This is a genomic window from Vibrio penaeicida (genome assembly GCF_019977755.1).
In the GTDB taxonomy this organism is placed as follows: domain Bacteria; phylum Pseudomonadota; class Gammaproteobacteria; order Enterobacterales; family Vibrionaceae; genus Vibrio; species Vibrio penaeicida.
The window spans coordinates 1,894,185-1,911,311 of sequence record NZ_AP025145.1 but is presented as its reverse complement, the minus strand read 5'-3'; the positions used below and the strand labels follow the sequence as shown (position 1 = coordinate 1,911,311).

Here is a 17,127-nt window from a genome sequence, read left to right as displayed (position 1 = left end):
TAACGCAGTTCATTGGTGAACACCATTGAGGAGGAAAAACAAATATGGCGGAGACCATAAGAAAGGATTCTTTATTTCGCTTTAGCCACTTAATCGACTTGCTCTATCAGGCCCCTACCCATCAGCAAGGTTTTCAACCTTTTTTAGAATTGCTCGCCAGCGAATTCAAGCTGTGCGATGCCGTACTTCATATACAAAACACCATTAGTAATGTTACGGAAGGTGCATGGATTGCTGGGCCCAAAGCTGATGTTTTGATTCAATTTGTTGAGAATAAATTGGAGAAGGGGAACGTTATGTTCAAATATATTGTCCATTTGGTAAGATTTCGTTCCGTCGAAGATGGAGACATCAACCAAAACTTCATCCACTTCTACACCACGTTTCTCTTCAAATTCTGCGATAGCATCTTCGAGTGTTTGTTTCTTCACTAAAGCGATGGGCTCTCGTTGTCTATCCAAACCAAACAGATAGTTGTGATCTTCTCCATCGTTACCTTGGTAGAGGACATTAAACTGAAATTCGTACACTAGCGAACCGTCACCTCCTTCAGCCGAATCGATGGACAATTGATACCAGTCAGCGTTGAGTTCCTTCGCTTTAAAACTGCTTACGACTAATTCAGGAAACCCTGCTGATAACCCACCATAATAGTCATATCTGTAGAATGTTTTTCCTTTGGTATCGGTGACAGAATAACGGTACGTACCGACCGCCATTTCAGCGGTAGACGTATCGCCTTGGAAGAAGGCATCCAAATAAGTCACAGATCCATCGTTGTCTAGTTGGTACCACAAATCGTAATCATTCTGCTCAGCTTCTGCGCTTTTCCCTAGTTCTTCAAATATTGAATCCTGCACATTGGCACTGAGCACTTCTACGTAACTCGATGTATTAGGATTAAAGTATTCAATTTTGAACGCATTGACTTTTTTTACCAAGGTGGACGCATTTTCCTCAGCGGCATGTTCAGCATTGAATTGGAAAACATAACGTTGTTTGGATTTGCTAGAAGAAACGTCATAAGCATTGCGGAAATACGTACGTGCGAAATCTATGAAGGGTGTGTCTTCCGGTTCTGTCAACGCGGTTTTAAACAGTTCTCTTGTATAGTGACTATCACGGTGGTTGGAGCCATCGGACGCTTTTACCAACAGTTTGGCGGCTGTCTGTACTTCAACGAGCTTATCATTCCAAACAACACTTCGCCCTTGTTCTACTCGCCCTTCGTAAATCACGTTGTCGTCAGCATCCAATAACAAGGCTTGGTAGAAAAGCTCATCATCTTCTACCGGAAAGGAGAGAAATGTCTCATTGAAAGGCGTATAAACCCGAGAGATACCGGCACTGAGTAGACTGTTGTTATAACTTTCTAACGTGGGTTGTACGTAGCTATCTTTAAATAACTCAAGGGAGTCACTTTCTCCTTTGGTCAAGGAAAAAGTGTATGTATCGCTGACTAAAGTGTCTCCGGCTAACGTCTTCACAAACGCGACTTGACCGTCGAAGTCGAGGTCAACATCACTTCTATCTGTGGGCTCAAAGGTATAAGTATCCCCATTGGTGTTGATGACGGCGATAGTCTTGTTGTTGCCGTAACCCTCGTCTGTTACATCCAACTTAACGGTGATGAAATCCGTTTTATTGCCGTCAACATCGATAAATTGGTAGACACCGCCACTTAGCGCGGTAGGGAGCGACCTTTCATTTTCAATTTGAGCAAACTTCTCGGAAGGAACAATATCTTTAACATCATCATTCCACTCAGCCGATTTGGATTGAGCAATGGCATCCGCATTAAAACCACTGAGATCCCCAAGTTCGGCCAGTTCTGAGACAGATTCACTAACGGAATCAACCGCGACAACCAGCTTCGTTTTATCAATCTCTCCTTCGTTGTCACCATTGTTGAAGCTAGTAAGGTGCTGCCCCAGCTTGCGTGCCACTAACTGGGCGACGTTATGTACTTTCTTATAACTGTCGCTGTTGCCATTGTTCGTTTGCGCAGCGATAAAGTCACTGTACAAATCGACTTCGTCAGATACCCCTAATTTGGTGCGAAGAATGGAAGCGCTGGTTGCCAGTGATTCGGTGGAGTAATCCTGCGCTGAAAGGGCAAGCAATGTCGTAATTGGGCTAATAAATTGGGCATAACCGGGTGGTGAAACCAAAGTGTAAGCGTTGGCGACAAAGTCGTTGGTGTCTTTATCGGTCACATCCGGAGTCACGATTGCAATAACAGGATATTTGCTCGCCTATTCACTCGATATTTTGAGGTTATATTGCCCTTCGCTATTTGAGATAGCAGATGGTTCAAGCGCGTCACAAACCATATTCAGGTTGGTATCCAAGCAGACGGTTGCCCCTGCTAGGTACCCATCAGCAACACGCCCACTAAGACTGCTTGATACAGTCTTACCATGATTGTCACTATTGCTATTATTGTCATCGCCAAAACACCCTACTAGCATAAATATGCTAGCTGTCAGAGTAGTAGCCACTAACTTACTCATAGGTTCATCCTTAAACGTTTTCTGTCTATTTGTATTGATTTGAGTTGTCCAGTTGTTGGTATATTTCTAGGGTCTGTTGATCTTTCGCGGTTAAATTTTGTTCGACTTCTATGCATTTTAATCGCGGCGCAAGGTGTGTAGCCTAGTCATTCTAAGCAAATACCTTGCAACAAAGAGTAAAGTGCATAGAAGCGAACCCTTCGGGCAGCATTTGTGACCTATTTCTACTGCGTTATCGCCTATTGATGTAGAGCGACTACACCGAATAAGCTCTGCCTTGTATAAATAACCCACAAATTGCTGCAAAAATCATCTCGAAAGATCAACAGACCCTAGTTATGCGTCATAGCTGAAACATGTTCACAACAAAGACTATCGCTGTGAGACGGTTTTGCATCCCCCCCAAATGAGGGGGTAAAAATTAGCGTGGGCACTGAGTAAGGGAAAAATTCAACACACACTCTAAGACAACATAAATGGTATTAACGACAGTGAGTTAATTCTGCCTTGGTAGATCGAACGATGAGAAACATTGAGGTTCATGGATTTACTTTGTATTTCGTGGTGTGGGTCTAGTGCAAGATGAGAACAGCCTTTCGAATCTGACATCATCGTCAGCCAATCAAGTCAGTTTGAGAAATGTTACAGCGCTATTCCAAACTTTGATTAGGTTATTGCTCCAAAATGCGTTCTATTTATATTTCTTTCGATCTAAGTGTGGTAACAATGTGGTAACAAGGTTGTTACATTTTGTGAGCGGTGAAGGATATGGCGTTGCAAGGGAAGCTAACCGATAGCTATGTGAACCAAGTCGACAAGCCTGGAAGGTATGGAGATGGCAACGGCTTGTACCTTGTGGTGAAAAAATCGGGAAGGAAGTCATGGATACTTCGAATCACACTCGATGGTAAGAGAACGGATCTTGGTTTAGGCAGTGTAAAAGAAACTCCCGTCGGGTTGGCTCGTCAAAAAGTTCAAGAATTTAAAGGCACTCACAACCAAATAAAAAAGGACGAGCAGGTTAGAAAAACACCTGAGAATTGGCGTTTGTTCTTAACCCACGTGGCGACAAAAGAAACCCGCTTTATATTGGATCAAGTGGCGTCAATTCCAACGATTCACCCTCAGCAAATGTTAACGAGCGCTTTTGTCTTGGCAAAGCATGGGAATGTCAGTCAGGCTCGCGAAATCTTCAACAAACGCTATGACGAACCTCGCGATAGGCATGTTTCTCCGATCCATTGGCAATGCGAGCTGGTTCTCATTGGTGCACATATCAGAGCATACGAAGATGGGCTTTCAACCGATGCCGATCGGCAGTCGTTGCTGTGGGTGCTGGATCATTTACCGAGCAACGACATGGTTGGGTTAGGTATGGCATTCAACCACTTATCTTTGTCCGCCATGCAGAATGGGTTGCTCGACCAAGCTCAAGAGTATGCACAAAATGCGATCAGGTATTACAGAAGAGGCAAGGCCCAATTTGGTTCGTTACATCTGTATGTTTACCTAGGGCAAATCAAATTGTTAAGAGGGGATTTAGAAGGGGCGGCAGAGCAGTATTATGAGCTGGAAAAACAGCTGAATGCATTGTACTTGAGTCACTCTTCTGGAATGGAAGTGGAAAATTCTTCTCTACGCTCGATAAGCTATGTACTCCAAGCGGAAGTTGCGTATGAAAGCAACAATCTGGACAGAGCCGAAGCCTTGCTCAACCAAGGATTGCGAGATGTCGAAAATGATGATGCTTGGCTTGACGTACTGGCCGCCGCCTACCGAATTAAAATTCGACTCGCTTTCGCATTAAAAGGGTTACCTGGGGCGTTAACGGCAACGGCTCATTGTGAATTGAATGCCGAACATCGAAAAGTGCCACGCTTGTCTCGAATCATTGCTCTAGAGCGGGTACACATACTGACGTTGAGCAATGAACTGAACCAAGCCAAAGACATTTTAGGTTCACTGAATATTAATCCCTTTCGTTTTGACCAAATAAATCAATCTGAGTGGGGCGTGCACAGTGGTAGTGTGATGGTGGCCGTCAGTCGCTGGTTAGTACGCTCTAACCACCCTCGAGAGGCGCATGAGATCACTGAAAAAATGGAAGACATTGCCATTCGAGGTGGGCAGCTGCTGGCGCTCGCCAAAATGAGGGTGATTCGTTCCACTGCACATTGGAGAATGAAGCAATATACCTATTCCGTCGCGACATTGACTTCTGCTATACGATTGTTGAGCCACCAAGAATTCCAACGATTTATTATTGATGAAGGCGATGAAGCCAAGCCCATTGTCCAAAGTGCGTTGGATGGGAAGTATGTGGTTATTGAACGTCATTCTACCTTGAAGACAAGGCTATCCGAGCTGAACCACTATTGGTCGCTTTCCCACCCTGTTGGCTCTCATTCTCAGGATTCTGTTTCTCCGGTGTTGGATAAAAATGAACAGTTGAGAGTTCAGTATTTGGAGTTATTGCAAGTGGGGTATTCGTACAAAGAGATGGGGCAAATCATGGGAGTGAGTGTGAACACCATAAAATATCACCTCAAAGATCTGTATCGGTACTTGCAAGTTGATAATCGCATGCGAGCGGTGTATCGAGCTCGAGAGCTGAATATGATTCGATAGTGGTGATTATTTTTTGTACAACCACCCATATGGGTAATTGGAAAGTCGATAGGTTTGAATCAATCTAAACTTAGTGCAAGGGATACGTGCTAAGGAGCTAAAGGAATGATAGAGATCCGAATCGTCACACCGATTACCACAGTAGGTTTTCGTCGCCCAGATGTGTTTGAACGATTGACCCCTCAGGGCTGCCGTATTACGCAAGGCCAGATAGAGCTTGGTCCAGTATCCGTTGAATCCGCATTGGACGAAGTGCTTGCAAGTCCTGGTGTGGTTCAAGAAGCCATTCGCGCAGAAGCGGATGGTGCTGATGTGGTGATCATCGATTGCATGTTGGATCCCGCATTGGAGGCGGCTCGAGAGTCGGTTTCTATACCCGTGATTGGTGCTGGAGAGTGTGGTTTCTTTCACGCTGCACAACATGGCAAATTTGCCATTGTTACGGTGCTGGATCGACAAAAGAGAGCCTTTTTGTCAAAGGGAGCCATGCACGGGTTATCAGACAAATTGGTGGACGTACTCGGCATCGGGGTCAACGTTTTGGATTTGGACAGCGCGCCAGATAAGACATTGAAAGCGTCAACCGCCGCCGCTAAACCGCTGATAGAGAGTGGTGAAGTGGATGCTATTCTGTTTGGTTGTACAGGCATGCTTGGGCTGGCTGAACCTTTGGCTCAGAAGCTAGGCATCGCTCCATCAAACGTGGTGGATCCTCTGCCCACCGCCATTCTTTATGCCAAATCGCTGGTTGAAAATCCCGACCAAAATGACGTGGATCGCTTATCCCATTTTCCAACACCTGACGTTAAACCCATTAAAGGGTTTGATGATTGGCCCTTGATTCGCGATAAGTTTGCGAGGAAGTCGGTATGACCGGTTCTCAGCCAGAGCAGGTAATGGCAGGCCATCACGTAAAGCGTGGCACGCTAAAGAACACATCGCGTAAATGGCTGCTTGTTGTCCCTCTCATTGTGTTCTTCTTTCTTTTCTTTGTTATCCCTGTTGGTTTGATGTTTGCCACGTCATTTAACCCTCAAAAAGTCGGGCAAATCGCAGTGATTGCCGATTTTACGTTGGACAACTATTTCCGCTTCTTTCAACGTTCGAATTACATCATGGCGGCGGGTCGTTCAGTTTCCCTTGCGATCATCGTGGCATTCATAACGGTTGTCGTCGCCTATCCGATGGCATTCGTTATCGCCAAAACCCGAAACCCTCGGCTGAATACGTTTCTCATTATATTGGTTTTGGTGTCCATGCAGTTGGATATGGTGATCAGGCTCTACGGGATGATGGTTATTTTTGGTGATAATGGGCTCATCAACAATTTCCTAATGGGGTTAGGGTTGATAGAAAACCAGTCCCCCGTTGCCTTTATGTACAACTTCTTGGGCGTGGTTTTAGGGCTAGTCCAGTTTTCCATGCCGTTTATGATTTTAACGCTCGTTGGGGTCATTAAAGGCATCAACCCCTCTCTAGAAGAAGCTGCCCGCTCTCTAGGTGCCAGCAGAGTCAAAACGTTTTGGCGAGTCACGTTACCTGTTTCAATGCCTGGTATTTTGTCGGGATCGCTCCTTATCTTTGCGCTTTCCATTTCTTCATACATCGTGCCCGCTTTGATGGGAGGATTCCGTGTCGGTGTACTTCCCATCCATATCTTTCAGCAAGTTGCTGAAGGCGCTCGCTTCCAGTTTGGTGCCACGATATCTGTAGTGTTATTTGTTTTGTGTGCCATTGCTGTTGGGGTTTATTTGCGTGTCAGTAACCAAAAAACAGGAGGGTTAGCGTAATGGGACGTGTCATACCTTTACCTATGCTAGCACTGGCGATATTCGGTTTTTGCTATCTGCTCATGCCCATTGTGGTTGTCGTATTATCGGGGTTAACCGCGGGAGAGTTTCTAACGTTCCCACCCAAAGGGCTCTCGATTCGCTGGGTGATATCATTCCTGCAATCAGAGAAATATTTATCTGCGTTTTTCTTTTCGTTCAAGTTGGCGTTCATGACCATGATCGTTGCCACTCTGTTTGGTACGGCAGCCGCTCTCTTTTTGGCTAGGCGCGATGTTATTGGGCGTTCGGCACTGAGAGCATTTTTCTTATCCCCCATTGTGCTTCCAGGTGTTGTCGTCGGGTATGCTCTTTATGCTTTTTATATATCAACGCAGCTGGGAATGGCTCGTACCGTGTGGGGGCTATGGATTGGCCATGTTCTCTACTCTATTCCTTATGTGATTGGCACCGTTGGCGCGGCGTTGGCCTCTTATGATGCGTCTCTTGATGACGCAGCAAGAAGCTTAGGCGCATCCCCATGGCGAACCTTTCGTCGAGTGACGTTGCCGAACATATCGCAAGGTATACAAGCTGGCTCCATCTTTGCGTTTATCGTGAGTTTTGGCCAGTTTGAAGTGTCGCTCTTTTTATCGACGCCTAACAACGAGCCACTTCCCATTGCGCTGTATAACTCACTTCGTTACAAGTTTGATCCCTCTGCGGCGGCAGCCGGCATTTTTGCCATTGTTGTCGTCATAGCCTCGGTGTTGCTGACAAATCGGCTGGTTAACCTCCGGCGATTGATGGAACGTCAATAAACAACACTTTCATTTAAAAGGAATTAACGATATGTCTGACAAAAAATTTGATCCATCTCGCCGAGATACGCTCAAAAAAGGGCTAGCGATAGGTGCGGTTTCTGCACTGCCAACGTTTTACATCAACCACGCTTGGTCGAAGGACGCCCAGTACCAAGGTGAAGTGTTTGATGCTGGTGGTGCGACACTCAACATAGGAGAGTGGGGCGGAGGATGGGAGGAGTTCGTCCGAGCTGGTCTAACGGATCAGTTTGAAAAAGATTTTAACTGCAAAATCAATTGGGACAGTGCGTTCCCATGGTTCCCTAAGTTTGTAACTCAAGGGGAAAAGGATCCCGTCTACGACATCGCAAACTGGAATTTACCGAACTTAACTCAAACCAAACAGGCCGGCGATTACTTCCTATCGGTGGATGAAATCATCGAAAATGTCCCTAATGCACGGGATTGCTGGAAATTTGCGTTTGCAAGTGGTGCGGGGGTGACTTGGGCTTACCAGCCTTATGTCTATGTATACCGAACCGACAGAGGGGATCCAGTGACCTCTTTCCGCGACTTCTGGTTGAGCCGATTTGCCAATAAGCGTGGTACCTATGGAACCGAAAATGGCTTGATGCATTGCTGGTTTATGGCATGTGCGAAAGAGTTCGGTAAAGACCAATACGACATGGAAGCGGCATTCAAAGCCATCAAAGAAGGCATGCCCATGAAAGTCAGTGAGTTTACGTTCAATATGCTGTCTTTGTTGGAGCGCGGCGAAGTGGATATTGCGGTTCATATTGAAGGCGAAGCGTTGTCTCTGAAAGAAAAAGGCGTTCCTGTTGATATTTATGAATGGGATAGTCACCCCATTTTAACCCAAACCAAAACCATCAGCCGCTACTCGAACCCAATGCAGAAGAAGCTGGCTTTTGCGTTAATGAACCGCACGTTAGATCCCGCGTTTTTGGAAGCGTTTGGCGATAAGTTCCTTTGGCGTCCGACCAACTCAAAAGCCAAAATTACCCAATCATTAGCGACCGCTGGCGTAGAAAATACCGAATCCGCGACAGAGGCGTTCTGGGTGCCGGATTGGGATTTCTTTGTTGAAAACAAACTCGAGATCACCGACCGATTGAATGAAATCTACGGTTTGTGATTGTTTGACTGACAGCATGGATTGAGAACGAGTGAACCGGAACTTTTGCTCGTTTTTAATCATACCCTCACTTGGTTCATTTCCGACATTGGAACTTGAGTGAGCCACGGCTTTGAACGTATGTAAAAAGGCAGCAAATGTCATTTGTAGAACTGAAATCAATCAATAAAACGTTTGGGAAAACAACCGCCGTTTCTAATACCAATATCCGTATTGAGAAAGGTGAGTTTTTCTCACTGTTGGGTCCGTCTGGTTGCGGAAAATCCACCACATTGCGGATGATCGCGGGGTTTATAGAACCGACTGACGGCCAGATCTTGATTAATGGGAGAGATATTACCCATCTTCCCCCCGAAGAGAGAGGCATTGGCATCGTATTTCAAAATTACGCCATTTTTCCTCACATGACGGTATTCGACAATATTGCTTTTGGTCTTGTTGAAAGGAAAATCAAGAAAGAAATCATCCATGAGAAGGTGAATCACGCACTCACACAAGTGGGTTTGGAAGGGTTTGGAGAGCGTTATGAAAGAGAGCTTTCTGGTGGGCAAAAGCAACGTGTTGCGTTAGCCCGAGTGCTCGTGATTGAACCGGAAATTTTGCTTCTAGACGAACCGCTTTCGGCATTAGACAAGAAAATGCGCGAAGAGATGAAATATTGGATCAAAGAGATCCAGAGTGCGATAGGCATTACAACAATCTATGTCACGCATGACCAGTCGGAAGCATTAACGATGTCTGATCGTATTTCTGTGATGAATGAAGGGCAACTGCTCCAGGTGGGCACCCCTGAGGAAATCTATGAAATGCCCTCTTCAAGGTTCATTGCCGAATTCATTGGCAACTCAAACCTACTCGAGATCACTGTGGTCGAAAAGCAAGGTGACCAATATGTGGTGAATTTGGGCGAGGGTGCAGAGATGTTGGCTCAATATTCAGGGAGCGACCAAATTCCAAACAACACTCGCCACCATTTGCTGTTGCGACCTGAGCTGCTTCGCCTGTTTCCGAATAATACCAATGAGCAACCTAAATTGAAGGGAACCATTTCAGGTGAGGATTATCAGGGGGCATTGAAGCGCTACAAAGTAACGAGCGAAAAGCACAATTTGATATTGGAAGTGCCGAATCGAGCTGAGCTGACGGGCTTAAAAAAGGATGATGAAGTGTCGGTGTATTGGGATGAGCACAGTGCGGTCATCATACTTTCAGATGCTTGATTTACGGAGTCGAAAGGGAGAGGTGAAAAAATGAGAATTGGAGTAGATGTCGGTGGGACAAACACCGATGCAGTCATTTTAGAACAAGGCAATGTGATTTCGTGGTTTAAATCTCCGACGACAAAAGATGTGTATTCAGGAATCGTGTCCGCGATCACCACCGCCATGACATCCAAAGGCATTCATGCGTCGGATATTGACAGCATCATGATTGGGACGACTCAATTTACCAATGCCGTGATAGAGCGCCGCTCACTTCTGCCTGTGGGTATAGTGCGCCTCGCCTTGCCTGCAGCGAGCGCCATTGCCCCCATGAGCGACTGGCCAGAAGATCTCACCCAAGCCATAGGGAACCAATGCTACGAAATTCGAGGCGGGTATGAGTTTGACGGTTCTGAAATTGCGCCGCTTGATGAAATCGCCCTCGCGGAAGCAGCCAAGAAAATGCGAAAGTGTGGCATTACTTCGGTGGCGATAAGTTCCGTTTTTGCACCGATAAATGGGGCGATGGAGCAAAGAGCAGCAGAAATAATACAAAATGAAATCCCCGGCGTTGCAGTGTCTTTGTCTGGAGAGTTAGGGCAGTTTGGTCTCTTACCCCGCGAAAACTCCACCATCATCAATGCATCGTTAGCCAAGCTCGCCAAAGATGTTGTCAGCGCGTTTAGCCGAGCCATTAAAGACTTAGGGTTAAACGTTCCCTTATACATTAGCCAAAATGATGGCACCTTGATGCGACCCGATATCGTTGAAAAATATCCTGTTTTTACATTTGCTTCTGGTCCCACTAACTCCATGCGTGGGGCAGCCTATCTAGCAAAAATAGAAGATGCCATGGTGGTGGATATCGGGGGGACAACGTCGGACGTCGGTATGTTGAGAAGAGGGTTTCCACGTCAATCCACCCATTTTGTCGATGTTGGTGGGGTGAAAACGAATTTTCGAATGCCCGATATTTTGGCGGTAGGTTTAGGCGGAGGATCTATGGTCAAAAATGAGGGCTCTGCTGTTGGACCGGAATCGGTTGGCTATGAGTTAACAGAAAAAGCCCTCTGCTTTGGTGGAGAAACGCTTACTGCTACGGATATTGCGGTCGCGGGTGGCTGGGCAAACGTGGGGGATATTCAGCTCGTTACGCACCTTTCTGAACAGACCATCAAAGCCGCTCGGGGTGCGATGATCAAGCACATTGACGGCGCGGTAGAAAAGATGAAAACAGAAGCGAGAGACTTGCCCCTTCTGGTGGTTGGAGGTGGCTCCATTTTGGTCGATTGGCCTGTGAGCAGTGTCAGCGAGGTGATTCATCCTCCGTTTGCGTCGGTGGCGAATGCGGTGGGTGCAACGATTGCCCAAGTCTCTGGCGAGTATGAACAAGTCGTTTCGATTACGCCCCAGAATCGAGAGGAAGTGCTAGAGCGAGCGCATCAGATTGCGTGCGATCATGCCACTACGGCTGGGGCAACGGCTTCAAGCACATCCATTATCGAAGTCGAGCTCATTCCCATCAGTTATCTACCCGGCAATCCAACCCGATTAAGAGTCAAAGCGGTTGGCAATCTTCCCATTTAATCGAGGCTTAAATTAATGAAACTAAAAATTGAAGATGTCGATGCATTGTGTACGGGCGCTGCCTTTCTTGGTGCTGGTGGGGGGGGAGACCCGTACATTGGTGGGCTCATGGTGAAGAAAGTGCTTTCACAGGGCAAATGCATAGAGATTATTGACCCAGATTCTCTTCACGACGAAGCTTTGGTGATCCCAACGGCGATGATAGGTGCCCCCACGGTATTGTTGGAAAAAATCCCTTCGGGAAAGGAGCCCGTTTTAGCATTAAAAGCGGTGGAAGAAAAACTCGGCAAGCGGGCGGACGCCACTATGCCTACTGAGGTGGGGGGAATCAATTCCACGATTCCACTGTATGTTGCTGCCCAATTGGGGATTCCCGTGGTGGATGCCGACGGACAAGGTCGAGCATTTCCAGAACTGCAAATGGAAACCTTTTCGGTAAATGGTGTTAAAGGTACGCCGCTTGGCTTAGCCAATGAAAAAGGGGATGTGGCCACGGTGTTAACCGACGACAATATTCAAATGGAGCGAATTGCCAGAAGCATAACCACAACGTTTGGCGGCACGGGTTACTTTGCGAATTACCCAATGAATGGTACAGACGTAAAGCGCACGGCGGTGAAAAGGACGCTCACTATGGCGAAAGCGATTGGAGACATCATCCACCATACAAGGCGAGGGGGATACGATCCATTTGAGCGTTTGGTCGAATATTTAGCGACGACGGATTACCAGTATGCAAAGCCGTTGTTTTCTGGAAAGGTGGTCGATTTAGATAGAAAGACGCAAGCAGGGTTTACATTAGGCTCGGTCACCATACAAAACACATCGAATGCGAAGCGGTGCTCGATTTCGTTCCAAAACGAAAACTTACTGGCGAAGCAAGGGGAGCAAATACTGGCGATTGTGCCTGATATCATCACGATTTTGGATGCGGAAACCTGTATTCCCATCACTAATGAGACGTTACGTTATGGACAGCGTGTTATCGTCATGGCGGTGGCGGTTCCGGAAATTATGAGAACGGAAGCCGCTTTACAAGCGTTTGGACCCACCGCTTTCAACATAGATGCGCCATATTTGTCTGTTAACCCTCAAGTTCGATAGCGTGTATTCGTCAGTAATTGGGGCGGCATATATCTGTTGCCCCCAGTTTATTTTCTATGCGCTGTCGAAAGTCGTATTCCTTTCGGATTAATCGGAAGAGGTTCTATAACCAATGCCTCTTTTATTTTCTACTTCTGCCCAATATTTCTTCTCCATAAGACTCCATACACTGGATAAACAGGGTAAGTCCCCTGTATGCCATGAACACGAATGGAGGATTTATGGTGACAAGGAAGGTATGGAGTGCATTAGCCGCTCTAGCAGTATTCGGATCGGGTTTTGTTCAAGCTGGAACAATCGACGATATTCGGAAGAAAGGCGAGCTGGCATGCGGAGTCAGTGAAGGTACACCTGGGTTTTCCAACCCTGATAGCAGTGGGCGATGGGTGGGGCTGGATGTGGATATTTGCCGTGCAGTCGCTGCCGCGGTGCTCGGTGATGCGGAAAAAGTGAAATTTGTTCCGCTAGCGTCGAAGCAGAAAATTGTCGCATTGGCTTCTGGCCAGGTCGACATGACCTCAAGAACCACCACATGGACAATGAAACGCGACACCAAAGAGGGCGTCGATTTTACTAAAGTTGTGTATTACGACGGTCAAGGTTTTATGGTGAATAAACAGCTTGGCATCAAGCACGCCTTGCAACTTAATGGGGCGTCAGTGTGTGTGACGACTGGCACAACCACAGAACTCAACCTGACCGACTTTGCGCGAGCCAATAGCATCAAGCTAGAAGCGGTGGTTTTTGAGGGAAAAAAGGAAGCCTTCAATGCGTACAAGTCAGGTCGGTGTGATGCTTTTACGACCGATGTGAGCCAACTGGCGTCGTGGCGTTCAACGCTACCAGACTCCTCTAAGCACGTGATTCTCAATCACCTCATTTCCAAAGAGCCACTCGCGCCTTTGGTTCGCCATGGTGATAACCAATGGAAAGATCTCGTCACTTGGGTCATCAATGGGTTAATGCAAGCCGAAGAAAAAGGCATCACTCAAAGTAACGTGAGCGAGCAGACCAAAATATCCAAGGATCCTAGTGTGCAAAGAATGTTAGGGGCTTCTGGGAATATGGGTAAAGCACTCAGCCTCGACCCTGAATGGTTGAAACGTTCGTTGCTGGCGGTCGGAAACTACGAAGAAATCTTTGAACGTAACTTAGGAAAGAACACGCCGCTAGGGTTAGAGCGAGGTGTCAATTCAATGTGGGTCAATGGCGGTCTTATGTACGCTTACCCAATCCGTTAACACTGACATGGCTTGGTTTATGTCGATGTTAAACCAAGCCACCTATTGAGGGAAAATGTGTGGCTATTTCAACAATAAGTCGGTTAAAAGCCAGTGAATCTCATTTTGTGAAGCTGAGCGCTCAGGTGTTGGTGCTCGGAACACTTTTCTGGCTCGCTTTTTTAATTTTTCAAAATACTCAATCAAACCTTCAAGCAAGGGGGATTGAGTCTGGTTTTGAATTTCTGAGTCAAGAAGCTGGGTTGCCTATTGGCGATTCGCTATTGGTTTATTTTCCTACTGATAGCTATGGGTGGGCATTTGTTAATGGTGTGGTGAATACGGTGTACGTGTCGTTCATTGCCATTGTGTTATCCACGATATTGGGCGTATTCGTTGGGGTATGTCGAGTGAGCAAAAACTACATCGTTAAAAAGCTTGCTTCTGTTTATGTGGAATCACTTCGGAATGTTCCACTGCTCCTGATACTCATTTTTGTGTATACCGTTGTTCTAGCGAGCCTACCGCATGTGCGAGAAAGCATTGAAATTTCTGAACATATACGCCTAAACGTGCGTGGGCTTTATCTCCCCAAACCTCTGGCCGGCGATGGCTTCTCGGTTCTGGTTTTCTCTTTGATTGTGTCATTGGCTTTGTTTGGGATTTTGCTGAAATGGGGAAAAAACTACAGTGAAAGAACGGGGCATTCGTTGCCAACAGGTCGGTTGGCATTAAGTATTGTCATCGTGTTGCCTACGCTAACGTACTTGATGCTAGGTAACCCCATTACATGGGATATTCCCGTGCAGCAAGGGTTCAACTTCGCGGGAGGTATATCTCTACGCCCCGAGTTTCTTGCTCTGCTTGTTGGGCTTGTACTGTACACCGCAGCATTTATTGGAGAAAACGTGCGCAGTGGATTGCAGTCGGTTGATAAAGGACAGATAGAAGCGGCACAAGCGCTCGGGCTTAAATCATCTTACATCACCACTCGGGTCCTCCTTCCTCAGGCGCTTAGGGTCACGATCCCTGCGACAACCAACGACTACGCAAGTTTGGTTAAGAACAGCTCATTAGCCGTTGCTATTGGGTATCCAGACATGGTGTCCATTGGCGGAACCATCATAGGTCAAAACGGCCAAGCGATTGAGATCATCGCGATGTGGATGGCGGTTTATATGGCAATCAACCTTGTGATTTCCTGGTTAATGAATGCATTGAACTCGAAAGTTCAACTGGTCGAGCGCTAGAAGGAGCGAGCAATGACGACGGTAATAGAAAGATCCATTGTGAACAGCGAGCCGATAGAGTTCATCCCTCAACCACCTATGACACCGCCCGTTCAAGTGACAGGGATTGTTCATTGGATACATAAAAATTTGTTTGATGGGTGGTACAACAGCTTGTTGACCTTACTATCCATTACCATCCTGATGTGGGGACTTCCCCCATTCATTAGCTGGGCGTTCATCGACAGTGTATGGCAGGGCAGTGCGCAAGCGTGCCGTGTAGAAGGTGCGGGAGCGTGCTGGGCATTTGTGGTTGCGAATTTTCGCATATTAATGGTTGGGATTTATCCGCCCGAAGAGGTATGGCGGCCCACGCTGTCTCTAATCCTACTGTTTGGGGTGATAGGGCTGACCATTACGCAAAAAGTGAAAGGGTTGCGAATGGTGTCGCTGTGGCTGGTACTGCCGTTCGTCGCCTACTGGTTAATTGGCGGAGGATCGTTAGGGCTGCCGGAAGTGGATCAATCTCGCTGGGGGGGATTAATGCTCAGCCTTCTACTGGCCTGTGTGGGCATCATTATCTCAGTGCCGCTAGGCATTCTGTTGGCACTTGGTCGTTTTTCTAACGTTCCTCTACTCAGAATTTGGTGTGTCACCTCAATAGAGACGATTCGCGGCGTGCCACTGATCACCATCCTGTTTATGGCATCCGTTATGTTGCCTCTCTTTTTGCCCGAAGGCATGGACATCAATAACCTGCTTAGAATTCAAGTGGGCATCATTTTGTTTTCATCCGCTTACATAGCAGAAGTCATTCGGGGTGGGCTTCAGGCGATACCCAACGGGCAGTTTGATGCGGCAAAAGCACTGGGGCTGAATTATCGGTGGACCATGTTTTACATCGTGATCCCACAAGCGCTACGCCATGTTTTACCCCCACTCATTGGTCGCTGTATTGCGCTTTTTAAAGACACCTCTTTGGTTCTTATTGTGGGTCTATTGGACTTACTGGGGATGCTGAAGTCAACAACGCAAGACGCAGATTGGCTTGGCTTTGAAGCAGAGTCTTACGTGTTTGGGGCGTTCGTGTATTGGGTAATTTGCTACTCCATGAGTCGCTATGGAAAGCATTTAGAAGAACAGGGTGCGAAATCTCATCATTAAAAGGAAAGAAAATGAGTGAAGTCATGATTGAAGTGAAAGGGTTGAATAAATGGTACGACCAATTTCACGTACTAAGAAACATCGATTTTGAAGTGAGAAAAGGCGAGAAAATCGTTTTATGCGGACCTTCTGGTTCAGGTAAATCGACGCTAATACGCTGCTTAAACCGCTTGGAGGAACACCAAGAAGGGGAAATACACGTTGAAGGGGTAGAGCTGAATCATTCACTCAAAAATATAGAGAATGTGCGCAGCGATGTTGGAATGGTCTTCCAGCATTTCAATTTGTTCCCTCATATGACCATTTTAGAGAACTTAACGCTCGCTCCGATGCTTGTACGCAGCATGCCAAAAGCAGAAGCGGAGGTGATGGCGTTGAACTTTCTTAAGCGGGTCAACATCGCAGAGCATAGCCACAAATACCCAGGTCAGTTATCGGGCGGTCAGCAACAACGCGTGGCTATTGCTCGCTCGTTATGCATGAACCCCAAAGTCATGCTGTTCGATGAGCCCACCTCTGCGCTTGATCCAGAGATGATAAAAGAGGTGCTGGATGTGATGGTCGAGCTCGCAGAAGAAGGCATGACAATGGTGTGCGTAACGCATGAAATGGGGTTTGCCAAAGAAGTGGCTGACCGAGTGATTTTTATGGACGGAGGGGAGATCGTGGAAGAGAACGATCCTGAGAATTTCTTTAATCATCCGAGAGTCGACAGAACACGATCGTTTTTGAGTCAAATACTCTCTCACTAA

14 protein-coding genes are annotated in these 17,127 nt (G+C 46.7%); 12 read left to right on the top strand and 2 right to left on the bottom strand.

Annotation, left to right across the window (positions count from 1 at the left end):
• Positions 1-143 precede the first annotated feature (143 nt).
• Together LDO37_RS26860 and LDO37_RS26855 are read right to left on the bottom strand one after the other, a co-directional pair.
• Positions 144-2,216, bottom strand: a complete 2,073-nt coding sequence (locus LDO37_RS26860) for a hypothetical protein (RefSeq protein ID WP_126606663.1) — start codon at positions 2,214-2,216, stop codon at positions 144-146.
• Between the two features lie 39 nt (positions 2,217-2,255).
• Complete coding sequence (locus LDO37_RS26855; RefSeq protein ID WP_126606664.1) at positions 2,256-2,513, bottom strand: hypothetical protein; 258 nt, start codon at positions 2,511-2,513, stop codon at positions 2,256-2,258.
• Positions 2,514-3,281: 768 nt separating this feature from the next.
• On the opposite strand from LDO37_RS26855, the gene LDO37_RS26845 reads away from it, so the two are divergent.
• The 12 genes from LDO37_RS26845 (at position 3,282) to LDO37_RS26790 (ending at position 17,127) form a co-directional block, all read left to right on the top strand.
• A complete protein-coding gene (locus LDO37_RS26845; protein ID WP_126606665.1) occupies positions 3,282-5,141 on the top strand; it encodes an integrase arm-type DNA-binding domain-containing protein in 1,860 nt (619 codons plus the stop codon).
• Between the two features lie 105 nt (positions 5,142-5,246).
• A complete protein-coding gene (locus tag LDO37_RS26840; protein WP_126606666.1) occupies positions 5,247-6,014 on the top strand; it encodes an aspartate/glutamate racemase family protein in 768 nt (255 codons plus the stop codon).
• Positions 6,011-6,931, top strand: coding sequence for an ABC transporter permease (locus tag LDO37_RS26835; protein WP_221768508.1), 921 nt, complete (start codon positions 6,011-6,013; stop codon positions 6,929-6,931). Before LDO37_RS26840 ends, LDO37_RS26835 begins: the two co-directional genes overlap by 4 nt.
• On the top strand, positions 6,931-7,731 hold the full coding sequence (locus LDO37_RS26830) for an ABC transporter permease (protein WP_126606667.1): 801 nt from the start codon (positions 6,931-6,933) through the stop codon (positions 7,729-7,731). The genes LDO37_RS26835 and LDO37_RS26830 overlap by 1 nt, the downstream gene beginning before the upstream one ends.
• A gap of 31 nt (positions 7,732-7,762) precedes the next feature.
• Positions 7,763-8,869, top strand: coding sequence for a type 2 periplasmic-binding domain-containing protein (locus LDO37_RS26825; protein ID WP_126606668.1), 1,107 nt, complete (start codon positions 7,763-7,765; stop codon positions 8,867-8,869).
• Positions 8,870-9,006: 137 nt separating this feature from the next.
• Entirely contained in the window at positions 9,007-10,089 is a 1,083-nt protein-coding gene (locus tag LDO37_RS26820; protein ID WP_126606669.1) for an ABC transporter ATP-binding protein, read from the top strand.
• Positions 10,090-10,119: 30 nt separating this feature from the next.
• Entirely contained in the window at positions 10,120-11,658 is a 1,539-nt protein-coding gene (locus LDO37_RS26815; RefSeq protein ID WP_126606670.1) for a hydantoinase/oxoprolinase N-terminal domain-containing protein, read from the top strand.
• 15 nt (positions 11,659-11,673) lie between these two features.
• On the top strand, positions 11,674-12,762 hold the full coding sequence (locus LDO37_RS26810) for a DUF917 domain-containing protein (protein ID WP_126606671.1): 1,089 nt from the start codon (positions 11,674-11,676) through the stop codon (positions 12,760-12,762).
• Between the two features lie 221 nt (positions 12,763-12,983).
• Positions 12,984-14,003 (top strand): amino acid ABC transporter substrate-binding protein, encoded by a 1,020-nt coding sequence (locus LDO37_RS26805; RefSeq protein WP_126606672.1) that lies wholly within the window; start codon positions 12,984-12,986, stop codon positions 14,001-14,003.
• A gap of 59 nt (positions 14,004-14,062) precedes the next feature.
• Positions 14,063-15,232: an amino acid ABC transporter permease gene (locus tag LDO37_RS26800; RefSeq protein WP_126606673.1), complete on the top strand. Its 1,170-nt coding sequence runs from the start codon at positions 14,063-14,065 to the stop codon at positions 15,230-15,232.
• Between the two features lie 12 nt (positions 15,233-15,244).
• The gene (locus LDO37_RS26795) at positions 15,245-16,375 is read left to right on the top strand and encodes an amino acid ABC transporter permease (RefSeq protein WP_126606674.1); all 1,131 of its coding nucleotides are present in this window, start codon (positions 15,245-15,247) and stop codon (positions 16,373-16,375) included.
• A gap of 11 nt (positions 16,376-16,386) precedes the next feature.
• Entirely contained in the window at positions 16,387-17,127 is a 741-nt protein-coding gene (locus LDO37_RS26790) for an amino acid ABC transporter ATP-binding protein (RefSeq protein WP_126606675.1), read from the top strand.